The following is a 15,469-nucleotide window of genomic DNA, read 5'->3' as shown; positions in this document are numbered from 1 at the left end:
GGACGGGAAACAATGAGGCCCGAAATGTCACTCAAATTCCCGCAGTCCGCCCAATTCTGATCCGCGTGATGCCACAAATGCCCCTGCTAATGGCAGGAGTGGAGAGCCGGGCCTTGGTCCTGAAGCGCTCCTTAAGCGGAAAACCGGAGCAGTCCCATGCACCAGACCCTTGATGCCTCCAAGCCGATGACGCCCCGCCGCCCCTCGGGATCCGTCGCCTGGGGCCCTCAATCGCCCTCAAATTCCGGCTTTCCGCGCCGCGTATTCAATTCCACTGCGGCCGCAGGCAATGCCCCCAAGCGGCCCCGCATCTTGTGGACCGAAGATGGCAGCGATCTGGACCTGCCGGATCTGCTTGCCGCAGGCCCTGCATTTGGCGAACCCTTTTCCGGGGCGCCCGCTGGTGAAGTTTCCCCCCACTCCCCCGCTTTGGAAGAGGCTGCCAACCTTGACGCGATGGTTGACGTTCACACGAGCGCGGCAGCTGCTTCCAAGGCGAGCACCCCGGCAAAAGGATTTGGGCCGCTCCCCCGCCCGGCCTTTTCCCTGCCAGTCTGGCCTGTGTCCTTCACGCCAAAGCGCGTGGCAGGCATTGTTGCCGGGGTGAGCCTTGCCGCCCTGACCGGGCTTCTTCTCCTGCCCCCGTCAGAGCCCGGCACAGGCGACAAAATGGTCACCACGGCGGCCATTTCCGTTCAGCCGGACGAGATGACCGCCGCGCAATCGATCCAGAAGGACCGCGTCACCGGATCCCGGTTTGCCCAGAGCTTCTCCGAGGCTGAGCGCGAGCAGGACGGAGCCCTGGCGCAGAAAATCCAGGACCGTGTGCCGGCGGTCGTGGCCAATTCCGCCAAGGACCCCATGGCATCTCTGGTCAGCCAGACGGCAGAGGCAGGCGATACGGTCCGCATGGCCAGCGCAGCCGGTCTGCCCGGTGAGGAAGTTTCGTCTTCCCTCGCCCAAAGCCCTGAAGCTCATGGCGCAAGCACCGCCTTGCCGCAGGACGCCGTCTCAGTTGACCCGGCCTCAGACAGCGCCATTCCGGAAGCGGAAGCTGCGGTTGGCCTGACCCCGCAGGCAACCAGCCTGTCCCTTGGCGACAATCCGGCAGCAGGCACGGCCAATGCCAGCGTGAACATGCGCGAGGGCGCGGATATGGGAACAGACGTCATCGGCGTTGTGCCAGCCGGAGCAAAGCTTTCGGTGGGCGCTTGCAACAGCTGGTGGTGCGCGGTCTCCCACGACGGCAAGACCGGCTATATCGGCCGCAAATACATCGACACGACGGTCGCACAGGCTGGCTGAGGCCTTCTGCAGCAAGCCCCAGCTCCAGTCCTTGCTCCGGCGTCCGGACCTCAGGTCATCAGCTTACGGTTTGCGCCTGCGGAACCCTCGCAATCACCTTGATCTCGAAGTCGAACCCGGCAAGCCATGTCACCCCGACTGCAGTCCAGTTCGGATAGGGTTTCGAGGTGAAGATGCTGTCCTTGACCTTCAGAACCGCCGCCAGCTGGTTTTCCGGATCGGTGTGGAAGGTCGTGACATCGATGATGTCGTCCCAGCCGCAGCCTGCGGCCTTCAAGGTTGCCTGAAGATTGGCAAAAGCCTGACGCACCTGCGCCTCGAACCCGGCTGCCGGTGACCCGTCCTCCCGACTGCCGACCTGTCCAGACACGAACAGCAGGTCGCCCGAGCGGATCGCTGCGGTATAGCCATGGATGTCGTAAAGGGCATGACGCCCTTCGGGGAAGATTGCTTCACGCTGTGTCATTGCGAATACTCGCCTTTCCAAATCAATCCCGGTCCGCGTTCAAGCAGGACCAAACCGGCAAGCCCTCCGGCTGGAAGGCTTCCCAAACACGCCCCGAAACTGATATACGGGACGTATCTGAAATAGAAACATACGCACCGTATGTCAATTGACATGCGCGGCGTATTTTTATGATGGAGCCCCAATGGCCAGAAGCCGGGCAGAAATGATGCAGGAAACACGGGCCAAGCTGATCGCCGCGGCCCGGAAGGCCTTTGCGGAAAAAGGCTATGCGGACGCCTCGATGGATGAGCTGACGGCTGCAGCGGGGCTGACGCGCGGCGCGCTCTATCACAATTTCGGCGACAAGCGCGGGCTGCTCGCTGCCGTCGTCAATCAGATCGATGAAGAAATGGCGGCAAAGGCCACCGCCATCGCCTCCCATATCGAAGGCGAGTGGCAAGCCCTGCTGGTTCAGGGCAGCGCCTATATCGAAATGGCGCTCGATCCGGAGGTGCAACGCATCGTCCTGCGTGATGGTCCGGCAGTTCTGGGCGATCCCCAGCAATGGCCCAGCCAGAGCGGCTGCCTGCACACGACGCAGGAAACCGTCGAGAGGCTGATTGCCGAGGGTTTCCTGAAACCTGTCGATCCGGAAGCCGCTGCGCGGCTGCTGAACGGAGCCGCGCTGAATGCGGCCCTCTGGATCGCGGCCAGTGACGATCCCGGCGAGGCCTTGCCCAAAGCCCTCGACGCCTTCCAGCTGCTGGCATCGGGCCTCTTGAAATAGCGCCCTTTACCACGCTCCTGCCCTTTGCTGGCGACAGGCCCGCATTCCCGCTAGAATGGCAAGCATGATCAAGAGACCAGCTTTCTTGCCTTCAAAGTCTCAGGAGACCGACATGTCCCGCGGATCTGCCCGCCAGGCCTCTTTCCGGTTTGCCACTGTTCTTCTGGCGATCGCCGCTGGGGCGGCCCTGCAAACCAGCGCGGCGGCAGACGGCATTGCCGACCCGTGTGATGCCTATGCCCGCTCCTATGCGGATCAGCATCTGGGCAGCGGCAATGCAACCGGGGAAATTGTCTCCGGCGCCATGGGCGGAGCGGTTGCCGGTGGCGCGTGGGCGGGGCCAGGCGGCGCCCGCCGGGGAGCCGCTGTTGGCGGAGCCTCTGCCGTTCTCGATAATCTGGCGTCCTATCCGGGCGGATGGCAGGCGCTCTATGACATGGGCTACCAGATCTGCCAGACAGAGACCGCCAACGCCAACCGCGCAGCAAGCCAGAGCAACTGCCGCTCGAGGGCCAGTGTCGACAGCGGGATCTCCCGCCACACGCTTTCCTCCCGCTCCGGAGCGATTTCCGCCTCAAGCTGCCGTTGACCTTGCGGCAAAGGGCTCCATAACCTCACCACACTGTGTGGTTGACGCTGCCCTGCCGGTTGGGCACCCTCTGCGCCAGTGATTTGCGGTGACCGGAGGAAAAATGTCCGGCCCATCATTCCTTCAGACACGAGGCCTTTTATGACCTTCCGCCCTTCCCGTCTTGTTGCTCCCGCCCTTGCCCTGTTGGCGCTTTCGGCAACCGCCTCCTCAGCCCTGGCAGCCGGCCAGTGCGGCGGTGATCTGCGCCAGTTTCTCGCAGGCGTGAAGCAGGAAGCCGTGGCCTCCGGACTGTCAGCCCAGGCGGCCGACGCTGCTCTGGCGAATGCACAGATCGACCGCAAGGTGCTGTCCATGGACCGCGGCCAGGGCGTCTTCAAGCAGGACTTCCTGACCTTCTCCCAGCGGTCTATTTCCGGCTACCGGATGAAGAACGGCATCGCCAATATCCAGAAATACGCCTCGGTCTTTGACCGGGCAGAGAAAGAATACGGCGTGCCAGCTGCGGTCATCACCGCCTTCTGGGCGCTTGAAACCGACTTTGGCGCTGTTCAGGGCGACTTCAACACGATCAATGCCCTCGTGACCCTTGCCCATGACTGCCGCCGGCCGGAACTCTTCCGTCCGCAGCTGATCGCAGCCATCCACATGGTCCAGAATGGCGACCTTGACCCGGCCTCGACCACCGGTGCCTGGGCCGGGGAAATCGGCCAGGTGCAGATGCTGCCGGAAGACATCGTCAAATGGGGCCGGGATGGTGATGGCGATGGCCATGTGAAGCTGAAGACCAGCTCTCCGGACGCCATCCTGACGGCTGCCGCCTTCATCCAGCACCTCGGCTGGCAACCCGGTCAGCCCTGGCTGCAGGAAGTGAGCGTGCCCTCCAATATCGACTTCTCGCTCAGCGGCCTTGGACGGGAGCGGCCGGTATCCGACTGGGCAGCCATGGGCGTCACGCCCCGCAACGGCAGCCTGTCCCAGAACCTGAAGGCAGCGCTCGTCCTGCCGCAGGGCCGCAAAGGACCGGCCTTCCTCGCCTATCCGAATTTCAGCATCTATCTGGAATGGAACCAGTCCTTCGTCTACACGACCTCGGCCGCCTATTTCGCGACCCGCCTTGCCGGTGCACCGGTCTATGACAAGGGCAATCCGGATCCGGGCCTTAACGACCCGCAGATGAAGCAGCTCCAGACCAAGTTGCAGGCCCTCGGTCATGACGTCGGCAAGATTGACGGCATTCTCGGCGGCGGCACCCGCGTGGCCACCCAGGCGGTCCAGAAGCAGCTTGGCATGCCCGCCGACGGCTGGCCAACCCAGGAATTGCTTAACAAGCTTTGAGCCACGTAGACGACTGCCAGACATGAAAACGGCCCCTCAACTTGCTCCTGTCTCCCCCCTTGAGGGGGAGATGCCCCCGAATGGGGGCAGAGGGGGGTATTCCCTCTCGGAACATTGCAGTTCTGCTGAGTATGCCGAGGCCTTCCACCCCTCTGTCAGCTGTCGCTGACATCTCCCCCGCAAGTGGGGAGACGGGCGTAGGCCGCGCCGTTATCGTGCCTAATCCAGCTTTGCGACGGAAGTCCGCTCTGACCATTCATCTTGGATGAAAGGACAACATTTGAACCGGACGATAATTGACCTCTACCGGTCACGACGAATAAGACCGAAGCCTTCATGTTCATAGATTTAACGGCCCGCCTGTTTCCAGACGGGCCGGGGTTGATGGCAAAGGGGGCTCTTTCCCTGTTCGTCATGGTCGGGCTTGACCCGACCATCTGCAAGCCATTGACTTGTTTAGGTCCTCGGCTCAAGGCCGAGGATGACGGTGGAGAGGTAGCAGCTTTGTCAGCAGTCTGGGCCCGCCTGATTTCAGGCGGGCCGTTTCTGTTTCTGCCGATTTGATCAGTGATCGCCGCTCAGCACCAGGGTGCGGAGTGGCATCAAGAGGGACTGACTGCGCAGCAGGATGGCGTGGACGAGACCCACCGTGTCCACCACATGCAGGAACACATAGGTGCCAAGGCCGAGGTCCTTGTCATTCTCCAGGCGGTCATAGTTGTTGGTGTAGAGGTTCGCCGCGCAGCGGCTGCCCGGGGGCAGCCTGTCGAAGCCCCCCTCATAGACCGGCTCCAGCATGGTGGTGATGGACCCCTGGGTCATGGTCGGGTTGGCCGCATCGATCAAGCGTTCCGTTGCCGAGATCTGACCGGAGGCCAGATAGAACTGCACACCGGTCACCACCACCGGAATGATGGTGAAGGGCAGCGACGGACAGGTAATTTCCCCTGCCATGCCCGGCTGGATGACCTGAGCCTCGATCTGGTTGAAGCCGGCAAAGACCCGCTGGCGGCCTGCATCATCCGGGATCAGGATCCCGCCCGGGCGCATGACCGGACTGACCACATCCCCCTTGCGGATGGTGAACTGGGTGACGGTGCCATCGACGCCTGCGTAGATCGTCTTCTTCGCGAGACTGGCCTGGGCCTGCTCCAGCTTGGCAACAGCCGTCTGCCGGTTTGCCGGCAAGGCGACATTGATCTTGGTCTCCGCCAGCTTCTGCTGGGCGATGGCTGCATCCACAACGCTCTGGCGGGCATCAACCGCAGTCTGCAGCTTTTCCACCTCACGGCGGGTTACCACATCGGCATTGCGCTGCTGCAGCTCGACCTTGGTGTTCAGTTCATCGGTTGCCTGTTTCAACGAGGCTTCCGCCTGACCGACCTGGGCATTGGCAACCAGCAGTTCATTCGTCGCCAGGGCGATGTCCGCATCGATTTCGCTGACCTGGCGTTCTGCGGCAAGAACAGCGGCCTTTTCCACGCTGTCATCGAGGCGCACGATCGGATCGCCCGCCTTGACCCGGGCTTCCAGTCCCGGCGGAACCATGATCTCGACAACCCGGCCGGCCGTTTCCGGCAGGATCGGAACCGTGCGGAAATAAAGCGTGGCACTGGTGGTGGCCGGGTGGAAATAGAAGATCAGCGTGATCAGGGAAAGGGTCAGCATCACGCAGGTCACGATGCCGTAGCGCAGCTCGTACCAGACCGAATAGATGGTGATTTCACGGCCGATCCGCTTGCCCTGAACAAAACGGCGGAAGAGGTAGTCCGGGAAAATCGTGAACAGGGAACAGAAGAGGACTTCAAGCATTGCCGTCCCTCCCCGGTTCCTTTGCGCCCTGGGCGGCAGGCATTTCGGTTTTCACATGCGCCTCATGAGCCGCCTCGCGGCGCTCGGTTGCAGCGGTCGCGACCATGTCGACCGGCAGGTCACTTTCATGCGCGTCCTTATGCGCGGTGCTCTCGTCGCCATGGATGGGAGCAGAGGTGGCAGCTCCTGCAGCCTGCACAGCGCTTTCCTGCGCCGCCAGACGCCGCAGGGACCGGGACATGGAGACAAGCGGCGTCAGCAGATCCGGCATGGGCAGGAACACCAGGATCAAGGCCGCGAACCAGAAGAAATTATTATGCGTGAACAGAGCCAGAAGGCAGAGGACGGCCACCAGCTCCATGATCTTGCTGTTTCGGCCATGAGCCATACGCTCCGGCAGGGAATGCAGATGCAGGTAAAAGCTGCCAGCCGCAACGAGCAGCAGGATCAGGCCGACCAGAACCGACGTCATCATCGGATCACTGCCGTCCGGCCCTGGCAAGAAGGACGGTAAATGAGCCGGCGCCATCGGATTTATTCCGACGGCTGCAGCGGCCCCCTGAGTTAGCGTTTCAGCCATATGGCCCCCTGGAAGAATGGAAAACAAAAAAGAATATCAGTCACATCCCGGCTGGAATATTGCACAAGGGTGTGACTGGAAATTTAAACTCACGCTGCGGTCAAAGCCCGTTTTCTCCCGCTCTCCTTCCTTGCAAAACATTTGGCACCGGAGGGTCTGGTGCCCTGCCGGTCACGACGGCCACTCGGCAATCACCGCGTCGGCCTCGATCTCGACCAGCCACTCCGGATTGACGAAACGATTGACCGCCATGATCGTGTCCACCGGCCGCACGTCCCGGCAGAAGGCCTTTCTGGCCTCGATTGCCTGTTTCCAATTGTCGATATCGGTCAGGATCACGCGGGTGCGCACAAGGTCCTGCAGCCCTGACCCTGCCTGCTTCAGCGCGGCTTCGATGATCCTGAAACATTGGGTTGTCTGCTGAAAGACGTCGCCGATGCCGACGGTCTTGCCGTCAGGCCCGACCGGGGCAGTGCCGCCAATCGAAATATAGGGACCGACCCTGACAGCGCGGCTAAAACCGACAATGTCCTCCATCGGATTGCCATTGGATATCAACTGTCGTTCGTAGGTCATCTGCCGCCTCCCAAACAACTTTCCTGGAGGCGATGCTAGCACAGTTTTGTTCAGCTCAGAGTTGGAATGCTCTTGCGGCGAACATGCAGAGGTTCAGACCACCGGATCAGCCGGCGTTGCTTACCTCCCTCTCCGTCGAGGACAAAAGAAAAGCGCTCCGGTTTCCCGGAGCGCCCAGACTGCAGACAAAGCTGCTACCTCTCCACCGTCATCCTCGGCCTTGAGCCGAGGACCTCAACAAGTCAATGGCTTGCAGATGGTCGGGTCAAGCCCGACCATGACGAACAGGGAAAAAGCCCCCTTTGCCATCAACCTCGGCACTTCGAATTACCGGGGCGCCATGCGGATGGCGCCGTCGAGGCGGATGGTCTCGCCGTTGAGCATTTCGTTTTCGCAGATCGCCTTGACGAGCTGGGCGTATTCGGTGGCGCGGCCAAGGCGCGAGGGGAACGGCACCTGCTGACCAAGACTGTCCTGCACCTCCTGAGAAAGACCAAGCAGCATCGGCGTCTCGAAAATGCCTGGCGCGATGGTGCAGACGCGGATGCCCGACTTGGAGAGGTCACGGGCGACCGGCAGGGTCATGCCTGCAATCCCGGCCTTGGAAGCCGCATAGGCGACCTGCCCGATCTGGCCATCGAAGGCAGCAACGGACGCCGTGGAGATGATCACGCCGCGCGCGCCATCGCCGTTCAGCGCATCCGTCCCGGACATGCCGGTGGCTGCATGGGTGATGCAGCGGAAGGAACCGGCGAGATTGACCGCGATCACCTTCTCGAACATGTCCATCGGATGGGGTTCACCGCGCGACGTGGTCTTGGCCACGGGCGCAATGCCTGCGCAATTGACGAGAATGCGTTCCTGGCCATGGGCCGCGCGGGCGGTGGCAAAGCCGGCAAGAACACTGTCCTGGCTGGTCACATCGACCTCGACAAAAAGTCCGCCGATCTCGGCAGCGACAGCCTCGCCATTGGACCGGTCACGGTCAAACAGGGCCACCTTCACCCCTTCGGCTGCCAGCATGCGGGCCGTTGCCGCCCCCAGACCCGATGCTCCTCCGGTTACAACCGCTGCGCCAAAGTCCTTTACCTGCATTCCATCCTCCTCAGACAGAGCTCTATGCCATGAATATCTCTGGCATCTATTCCGTCTTTTGACTTGGACGTCAACGTCAATTGAAAAATTGTTTTTTTTCAATTGATTGAATGAAACGACAGATCTGAAAGGCGTTCGAGTCATGGAAAAGTCAGGCGCAAGGAAGCCTAGCCCCACGCATCTCATTGCGGGAGAGAACCACTGCAACCGGAATCAGGAAAGATCGGAAGAAAGATGGAAAGGCAGCCGGAGAAGCCGCCGCTCCCGGCAAGACCAGCGTCAGGGACGCAGGATCATGCCTTCGCTTGCGACAAGCGCGCCGGGATGGGCGTCATTGACGGCGATGGCGATTTCGTCGAGCGCATCATCGGACCGGCGCGGGTCGTGATGGAAGATCACCGGAACGCGTACATTGGCTTTGCGCGCTAGCTCCAGCGCCTTCTGCCAGGTGGAATGACCCCAGCCCTTGTAGGTCGGGTATTCATCGTCGGTGAACATGGCGTCATAGATCATGATATCCGCGCCTTCCACGAAGGTCTCGACGGTGTCGTCGATCTCTGGAATGCCGTGCTCATGATCCGTGATGATGCAAATCGATTTACCCTGATAGTCGAAGCGATAGCCGCAGGCACCGCCCGGATGGTTCAGGCGCACCGTGGAAATCTTCAGATCGTCTTCGCGCGGAAGAATGTCGCCCGCCTGGAAGGTGCGGAAATCGACCGCCTTTAGTGTCTTGGCCGCAACGGGGAAAATCGGCGGCGACATGATCCGGCTGACGATATCGACCAGGGATGTCTCGTCCTCGAAATGACCGGCCCAGGCCGTCACCTCGAACCGGTTGTCATAGGCCGGTTTGAAGAAGGGCAGCCCGCAGATGTGATCCAAATGGGTATGGGTGAAGAGCAGATCAAACTTGCGCGGCCCCTGCCCGCACAGGTCCATGCCCAGGCTGCGCGCACCGGACCCGCAATCCACCAGAATGAGAGCATCCCCTGCGCGCAGTTCGAAACAGGTCGTTTCGCCGCCGTAGCGAAGTGTCGAGGCCCCCGGTGTCGGGGTGGATCCTCTGGCGCCCCAGCAACGAAGCGAAAATTCGGAAGCCAAATCTATTTCTCCTTACGCCGCAGGTCCGGTCCGCGCAGCGGCCAGATCGCGGGTGGTACGCTCGAGACGGAGCGCCAGGGTCCGCATGACTTCAAGCGACATTTCAGGAAACTCTTTCAGAAGCTTCAGAAAATCATCCTTGGAAACGGTCAGGACATCCATGTCCGTGGTGGCGACGATGGAAGCGGTTCGAGGCACATCACAGAGAATGGCGATTTCACCGACGATGGCGTTTTCCTTGACCTGCGCCACCGGCCGTTCCCCGTCCGGCGTATTGACCAGAACCGATGCAGATCCGGCCAGGATGATGAAGGCGCTGTCCCCTTCCTCGCCCTGCGAGCACAGACGCTCCCCGGTCTTGAAGGCAATGCGGTCGCTGATAAACGCGAGCAGTCTCAATTTGGTGGCGTCAATCCCACGAAACAGCGGCACCTTCCGAAGGACTTCGACTTCAGTTTCCAGAGACACACCAACCTCCTAGACCGGACCGGCCAAAAACAGCCGACCGGCTTTCAATATTCCTGAGCCCAGAAAAGCACCTTGTGACGTCCGCCTCAAGCACCCTGATCTCCACTTTGAACGATACGCCCCTGATCCAGTGTAATTTTCATTGAAAACTCACTGGAAGGCCCATGGGACGGCGCCCCGAACAGAAGCGTCCTTCCCTTCACGATTTCGCGCAATGTGGCCCGCAGAGCCACATCCTCGTCACTCATTCCGGTACCGATATCGTCCAGAATGGTGACCTTGGCGTTTTTCAACAGGGCACGCACAAGCGCCAGACGCCGGCGCTGACCGGCGGACAGGCGGGAGCCCGAAACACCGACGTGATATTCGAAGCCTGCGTAGACGATGGGCTCGCGCAGGTGGTTTTCCTCCACCATCGCCCGGATCACCGCATCAATCCGCTGGCGGGCATCACGACGGTCAACGCGCGGACGGCCGAACAGCAAATTGTCCTCGACGGAGAGCGGCGGCAGATAGACATCCGGATCGATCGGCAGGAACAGGTCGCTTTCCGCCACCACCTTGTCGTGGAAATTGTGGCGCGCGGCGATGATCCGCTCCTGAACCTCATCGGTCATGATGCCCAGACGATGCCGGGCAGGAACCACCTTCAGAGCCAGGGAAATCAGCCGGTCCTTGTCGGCCTGCGTCAGCGTCGACTTCTGGGCGGCAGACTTGGAAATGCGCAGGATCCGGTCAAATTCCGGCAGTTCTTCGCGGGTCAGGAAGGAATAGGTATTGAGAAGCCCGCTGTCCTCGCTGACGTTGGCAAAGAGTTCGAGCATGGTCTCGGCGACCTTCAGCCCGGCTTCCTGCAACCGCTCGTCCAGCCCGGTTTCTGACAGGAACGCGCGCACTTCCGGCAGTTCCGGCACCTGATCCAGCGTGAAAGAGGCATCATTGGGAACAGCGAAGAACAGATTCTCGGCGATGCTGGCACTGCTGTTGAACTTGTTCTTGTCCCAGAGTTCGACAAGACCTTCGAGCCTCGGATCGCCCTTGATCCGCTCGCCCAGCGCCGCACGCACAGCCAGGATGCGCTCGGCAAACCTGTCGTTCAGGGCAGGATCCAGGCGGGACTGCAGGCCGAGCCGGTAGACGTCCGGCTCGAGGCCAACAGACTTCAAGAGGTCCAGGGCCCTTGTATCGAGCTCCTCGACATTTGCCACACCGGCAGCCTCGAAATCATCCCAGACCGCACTGATGTCATAGGTGGGATTGCGGGTTTCCTTGGCCTCGAGCAGACGGCGCTTGTAGTCGTGCAGGCTTTCGCCCTTGCGCTCGACGGTGACCAGCGGACGGTGCCGCAAACCATAAAAGAGGTTCTCGCGGATCGTGCCGGACCAGATATGGACCGCGCCGCCCACATAGGCAATCTCGCGGCCAAGGGTCGAGGCCGTCAGGTTTTCAAGGTTCTGGCCGCCGATATCCACCCGGCCGGAAGACGGACTGACGAGACCGGCCGCAAGCTGCAGCACTTCCGAGCGGCCTGATCCATCCGGACCGACGACAATGCAGTCGGTTCCTTCCGGCACGGTCATGGAGATGTCGTAGACTTCCTGCCCTGCGGCCCCGCCCGAGAAGGTCACGTTGCTCAGAACCAGATCGCCCTGCAGCTCGACCTTTTCATCGGAAATCAGGCGCTCGACCGGATAGATATCCGCCGGATCGAAATTCTCGACCACGGTCTGGTACTTCACATCCACATCTGCCACGAGCTGGTAATAGGCCAGCAGTTCCTTCCAGGGGCCAGCCAGATCCTTGTAGGCGGCAATCACCGCCAGCAGGGCACCGATGCTGAGATTCCCCTCGATCACCAGATAGCCCCCGATCAGGTAGAAGAAGAACGGGGTCAGCTGGTTCATGAAGTTATTCAGGAACTTGATGAAATACTTCCGATTGAAGATCTCGTAGCGGATCTTGAAATTCTGGTAGAGCCGGTCGGAAATGTCGGCGGAATGCCAGGCGGAGGCATCATTGGCATGGATTTCCGGCACCCCGGAAATGCTCTCGCCGACCTTGTCGGCGATCAGGCGAACGTTCTTCACCCGCTGGCGGGACAGAAGGATCACCTTCTTCTGCAGCTTGGGAATCACATAGCCCTGGATCGGATAGGACGAGATTGCGGCCAGCCCCAGCAGCGGATCCTGCATGAAGATGAAGCCGAGCTGCACGATCAGCATGCCGCCCTGATAGGCCGGAAGGGCGAAGGCCTCGCCGATGAAGCCGCCGACGTCTTCGACTTCGGACGTGATCATCGGAATGATTTCGCCGGAGCTCACCTTGCGGAAATGCGGCAGCCGGAACCGGAGAACCCGTTGAAAAAGCTCGAAGCGCAGGCGGCGCAGCATGCGCTCGCCAAGACGGCCCTTATAGACGTTGATGTAGAGTTTCAGGCCGTTCGACAGCACCACAAGACCCAGAAAGGTCATGCAGAGCAGGAACAGATAGGAGACCTGATCGAACTCGAAACCGCCGATTTCCCGCGGAAAACCGTCACCTTGCACGGCGTCATTGACGATAAGCTTGGGCAGTTCCAGCAGCACATAGCTGACGGGATAGGACAAGACAGTTATGAGGAGGATATACACCTGCTGGCGGGCACTGAACTTCCAAATGAAGCGAAACAGGCTCTTTTCCATAACCGGATCCAAATTGATTGAACGCAACGTCGTGCAATAAACGATGTGATGGTATATTACTCAGGCTCTGGACAAGAACCAGAAATGTTTGCATTCCCGTTACATAACGGGTTGCGCTTCTTTTGGGAACCGACGAAAACCCCGCAAACAGCGGGCGCAGCAATGGCCGGCCAGGCGCATAAAATGGGGTAGCATGCGGTCCAATTCACCGAAGATCCTGATCTACAGCCACGATTCCTTCGGGCTGGGACATCTCAGGCGCTGCCGGGCAATTGCCCATTCCCTGGTCGGAACCTTTGACGACCTGTCCGTCCTGATTCTGTCGGGCTCCCCGATCATCGGCAGTTTCGAGTTCCGCTCCCGCGTGGATTTCGTCCGTATTCCCGGTGTCATCAAGCTGCGCGACGGCGAATATACGCCCCTGTCGCTGCATCTGAACATCGATCACACGCTGGCGATCCGCTCGTCGATCATCGAGCACACCGCCAAAGTCTTCAATCCGGACATCTTCATCGTCGACAAGGAGCCTCTGGGCCTTCGCGGCGAAGTCCTGCCGACGCTGGAAGCGCTGAAGGACACGGACACGCGCCTTGTCCTCGGGCTGCGCGACGTGATGGACGATCCGGAAATTCTGCGCCAGGAGTGGGAACGCAAGAACGTCTATCCGGCGCTGGAAAATCTCTATGATGAGATCTGGGTCTATGGCCCGGACGGCATCTGCAATCCGGTCGAGGGGATCAACCTTCCGTCCGGCGTCGAAGACAAGATGCTCTACACCGGCTATCTGCGCCGGTCCCTGCCGGAAGGCATGGAGAGCCTGCCCAAGCCTGCCCCCTTTGGCGAGGAGCCCTATATCCTCGTGACGCCGGGCGGCGGCGGCGATGGTGTCGAGATGGTTGACTGGGTGATGCGCGCCTATGAGGCCCGCAAGAACCCGCTCTACCCGGCCCTGATCATCCTCGGCCCCTTCATGCCGGCCGCCGCGGTGGCCCAGTTCGTTCAGCGCGCAGAGCATCTGCGGGACGTGGAGATCATCCGCTTCACGCCGCAGATCGAGCCCTATCTCGCCAATGCCACGGCCATCGTCGGCATGGGCGGCTACAACACCTTCTGCGAGATCCTGTCGTTCAACAAGCCGACGCTGATGGTGCCGCGGATCATTCCCCGGCGCGAACAGGCGATCCGTGCCAACCGGGCGGAAGCCAGCGGCCTCCTCAAGGTTCTGCCGATCGACGCCTATCCGGATCCGGACCTGATGGCCGATGCGCTCGCCAGCCTGCCGAAGGTGCCGCGCCCGTCCAACGCCGGGGTGGACAACCTGCTCGGCGGACTGGAAGTCATCGGCACGCGCGTTGGAGAGATCTTCGAGGAAGTGCGCGCCGCGCGCCGGACACCTCAACTCGTCAATTATTGAGGCTGCCTGCCCCCAGGCGGCCCGAAGCCCATTTTAAAAGAGACCGTCATGTCCCGCATCGCCGTCGTGGTGAAAGGCTATCCGCGCCTTTCGGAAACCTTCATTGCCCAGGAAATCCTCGGCCTTGAGCGGCGCGGCATCCCGATCCTGATCGTTGCCCTGCGCAAGCCGTATGATCCCTTCATCCATGAGTTGCACCGGCAGATTTCGGCCGAGGTCCTGTACCTGCCGGAATATGTGAAGGACGATCCGGCCCGTGTCGCCAGGGCCAAGCGCTGGGCAGAGCAGCAGCCGACCTATGCCACCTCCAAGGCCTTGTTCGATGCCGACTATGCCCAGGAGCACAACGCCGGGCGCCAGCGGCGCTGGGCGCAGGGCTGCGTCTTTGCCCATGAGTTGCCGGAAGACGTGACTTGGATCCACACCCACTATCTGCACACTCCCTGCTCGGTTGCCCGCTATGCGGCGCATCTGTCCGGCAAGGGCTGGTCTTTCTCCGCCCACGCCAAGGACATCTGGACCAGCGCGGAATGGGATCTTCGCACCAAGCTGGATGACGCTGCCTGGGGCGTGACCTGCACCGGCGTCAATGTGGATCACCTCAAGGGACTGTCAGCGAACCCGGAGAAGGTCGAGCTGGTCTATCACGGTCTGGATTTCACCGGTTTCCCGGAACCCAAGGCTGAGGCTGCGGAACGGGACGGAACAGGTGAGCCCGTGCGCATCGTCTCCGTTGGCCGTGCTGTCGAGAAGAAGGGCTATGACGACCTTCTGAAGGCCCTGACCCTGCTGCCGTCTTCGCTCAACTGGCACTTCACCCACATCGGTGGCGGCGAGCTGTCTGATGAGCTGAAGGCTCTCGCGGATCGCCACGGACTGTCGAACCGGATCACCTGGCGCGGCGCCCAGCCGCGCGAGGAAGTCATCAAGTCCTGCTCGGAATCCGACCTCTTCGTCCTGCCTTCAAAGCTTGCCAAGTCCGGCGACCGGGACGGACTGCCGAACGTGCTGATGGAAGCCCAGTCCATGGGGCTGTGCTGCCTTTCCACCAGCGTGTCCGCGATCCCCGAGCTGATCCGCAACGGGGAAACCGGCGTCCTTGTGCCCCCGGCGGATGCCGAAGCCCTGTCAAAGGCGCTGGCCGACCTGATTGCACAGCCGCAAACCCGTGATAGGCTGGGCCGTGCCGCCTCCGCTCATGTGCGCTCCACCTTTGCCAGCGCGCCTGGGCTCGACCGGCTCGCGGACAAGTTCCGCAAGGTTCTCTAGGCA

General features: G+C 61.1%; 14 protein-coding genes. 6 read left to right on the top strand and 8 right to left on the bottom strand.

Translation table 11 applies throughout. The features are described from left to right. The first annotated feature begins 156 nt into the window (after positions 1–156). Complete coding sequence (locus BUA94_RS05900; RefSeq protein ID WP_073010003.1) at positions 157–1,305, top strand: SH3 domain-containing protein; 1,149 nt, start codon at positions 157–159, stop codon at positions 1,303–1,305. 58 nt (positions 1,306–1,363) lie between these two features. Here BUA94_RS05900 and BUA94_RS05895 read toward each other — a convergent pair whose 3' ends face one another. Further along, positions 1,364–1,771, bottom strand: a complete 408-nt coding sequence (locus BUA94_RS05895; protein ID WP_073010000.1) for a RidA family protein — start codon at positions 1,769–1,771, stop codon at positions 1,364–1,366. Positions 1,772–1,955: 184 nt separating this feature from the next. Between BUA94_RS05895 and BUA94_RS05890 the strand changes: the two genes are divergently transcribed. The 3 genes from BUA94_RS05890 (at position 1,956) to BUA94_RS05880 (ending at position 4,467) form a co-directional block, all read left to right on the top strand. Next, positions 1,956–2,540: a TetR/AcrR family transcriptional regulator gene (locus BUA94_RS05890; protein ID WP_073009997.1), complete on the top strand. Its 585-nt coding sequence runs from the start codon at positions 1,956–1,958 to the stop codon at positions 2,538–2,540. Positions 2,541–2,652: 112 nt separating this feature from the next. After that, positions 2,653–3,129 (top strand): hypothetical protein, encoded by a 477-nt coding sequence (locus tag BUA94_RS05885; protein ID WP_073009994.1) that lies wholly within the window; start codon positions 2,653–2,655, stop codon positions 3,127–3,129. 141 nt (positions 3,130–3,270) lie between these two features. Continuing rightward, positions 3,271–4,467, top strand: coding sequence for a lytic murein transglycosylase (locus BUA94_RS05880; protein ID WP_073009991.1), 1,197 nt, complete (start codon positions 3,271–3,273; stop codon positions 4,465–4,467). A 564-nt stretch (positions 4,468–5,031) separates the two neighbouring features. On the opposite strand, the gene BUA94_RS05870 is transcribed toward BUA94_RS05880, so the two are convergent. The 7 genes from BUA94_RS05870 to BUA94_RS05840 form a co-directional block, all read right to left on the bottom strand. Continuing rightward, complete coding sequence (locus BUA94_RS05870) at positions 5,032–6,279, bottom strand: HlyD family secretion protein (protein WP_073009985.1); 1,248 nt, start codon at positions 6,277–6,279, stop codon at positions 5,032–5,034. Beyond that, entirely contained in the window at positions 6,272–6,754 is a 483-nt protein-coding gene (locus BUA94_RS23545; RefSeq protein ID WP_073009982.1) for a hypothetical protein, read from the bottom strand. Before BUA94_RS23545 ends, BUA94_RS05870 begins: the two co-directional genes overlap by 8 nt. Positions 6,755–7,030: 276 nt before the next feature. Next, entirely contained in the window at positions 7,031–7,435 is a 405-nt protein-coding gene (locus BUA94_RS05860) for a RidA family protein (protein WP_073009979.1), read from the bottom strand. Between the two features lie 327 nt (positions 7,436–7,762). Then, complete coding sequence (locus BUA94_RS05855) at positions 7,763–8,530, bottom strand: SDR family NAD(P)-dependent oxidoreductase (RefSeq protein ID WP_073009976.1); 768 nt, start codon at positions 8,528–8,530, stop codon at positions 7,763–7,765. A 279-nt stretch (positions 8,531–8,809) separates the two neighbouring features. Continuing rightward, positions 8,810–9,634: an MBL fold metallo-hydrolase gene (locus tag BUA94_RS05850; RefSeq protein ID WP_073009973.1), complete on the bottom strand. Its 825-nt coding sequence runs from the start codon at positions 9,632–9,634 to the stop codon at positions 8,810–8,812. 12 nt (positions 9,635–9,646) lie between these two features. Continuing rightward, positions 9,647–10,102 (bottom strand): Crp/Fnr family transcriptional regulator, encoded by a 456-nt coding sequence (locus tag BUA94_RS05845; protein WP_073009970.1) that lies wholly within the window; start codon positions 10,100–10,102, stop codon positions 9,647–9,649. 86 nt (positions 10,103–10,188) lie between these two features. Next, positions 10,189–12,783, bottom strand: a complete 2,595-nt coding sequence (locus tag BUA94_RS05840) for an ABC transporter ATP-binding protein/permease (RefSeq protein WP_073009967.1) — start codon at positions 12,781–12,783, stop codon at positions 10,189–10,191. Positions 12,784–12,976: 193 nt separating this feature from the next. Here BUA94_RS05840 and BUA94_RS05835 point away from each other — a divergent pair, with 193 nt between their 5' ends. Both BUA94_RS05835 and BUA94_RS05830 read left to right on the top strand, forming a co-directional pair. After that, positions 12,977–14,197 carry a glycosyltransferase family protein gene (locus BUA94_RS05835; RefSeq protein WP_073009964.1) on the top strand — a complete coding sequence of 407 codons (1,221 nt, stop codon included), beginning with the start codon at positions 12,977–12,979 and terminating at the stop codon, positions 14,195–14,197. Positions 14,198–14,245: 48 nt separating this feature from the next. Beyond that, on the top strand, positions 14,246–15,466 hold the full coding sequence (locus tag BUA94_RS05830) for a glycosyltransferase family 4 protein (protein ID WP_073009961.1): 1,221 nt from the start codon (positions 14,246–14,248) through the stop codon (positions 15,464–15,466). Positions 15,467–15,469: the final 3 nt, after the last annotated feature.

It is taken from the genome of Roseibium suaedae (assembly GCF_900142725.1).
In the GTDB taxonomy this organism is placed as follows: domain Bacteria; phylum Pseudomonadota; class Alphaproteobacteria; order Rhizobiales; family Stappiaceae; genus Roseibium; species Roseibium suaedae.
The sequence above is the reverse complement of the archived record's forward strand: the minus strand, read 5'-3'. Positions and strand labels throughout refer to the sequence as shown.

What these genes read in the sequence shown, in the direction of transcription:
- BUA94_RS05900 (WP_073010003.1), top strand. Translation starts at nt 157, where the DNA reads ATGCACCAGACCCTTGATGCCTCCAAGCCGATGACGCCCCGCCGCCCC.
- BUA94_RS05895 (WP_073010000.1), bottom strand. Translation starts at nt 1,771, where the DNA reads ATGACACAGCGTGAAGCAATCTTCCCCGAAGGGCGTCATGCCCTTTAC.
- BUA94_RS05890 (WP_073009997.1), top strand. Translation starts at nt 1,956, where the DNA reads ATGGCCAGAAGCCGGGCAGAAATGATGCAGGAAACACGGGCCAAGCTG.
- BUA94_RS05885 (WP_073009994.1), top strand. Translation starts at nt 2,653, where the DNA reads ATGTCCCGCGGATCTGCCCGCCAGGCCTCTTTCCGGTTTGCCACTGTT.
- BUA94_RS05880 (WP_073009991.1), top strand. Translation starts at nt 3,271, where the DNA reads ATGACCTTCCGCCCTTCCCGTCTTGTTGCTCCCGCCCTTGCCCTGTTG.
- BUA94_RS05870 (WP_073009985.1), bottom strand. Translation starts at nt 6,279, where the DNA reads ATGCTTGAAGTCCTCTTCTGTTCCCTGTTCACGATTTTCCCGGACTAC.
- BUA94_RS23545 (WP_073009982.1), bottom strand. Translation starts at nt 6,754, where the DNA reads ATGATGACGTCGGTTCTGGTCGGCCTGATCCTGCTGCTCGTTGCGGCT.
- BUA94_RS05860 (WP_073009979.1), bottom strand. Translation starts at nt 7,435, where the DNA reads ATGACCTACGAACGACAGTTGATATCCAATGGCAATCCGATGGAGGAC.
- BUA94_RS05855 (WP_073009976.1), bottom strand. Translation starts at nt 8,530, where the DNA reads ATGCAGGTAAAGGACTTTGGCGCAGCGGTTGTAACCGGAGGAGCATCG.
- BUA94_RS05840 (WP_073009967.1), bottom strand. Translation starts at nt 12,783, where the DNA reads ATGGAAAAGAGCCTGTTTCGCTTCATTTGGAAGTTCAGTGCCCGCCAG.
- BUA94_RS05835 (WP_073009964.1), top strand. Translation starts at nt 12,977, where the DNA reads ATGCGGTCCAATTCACCGAAGATCCTGATCTACAGCCACGATTCCTTC.
- BUA94_RS05830 (WP_073009961.1), top strand. Translation starts at nt 14,246, where the DNA reads ATGTCCCGCATCGCCGTCGTGGTGAAAGGCTATCCGCGCCTTTCGGAA.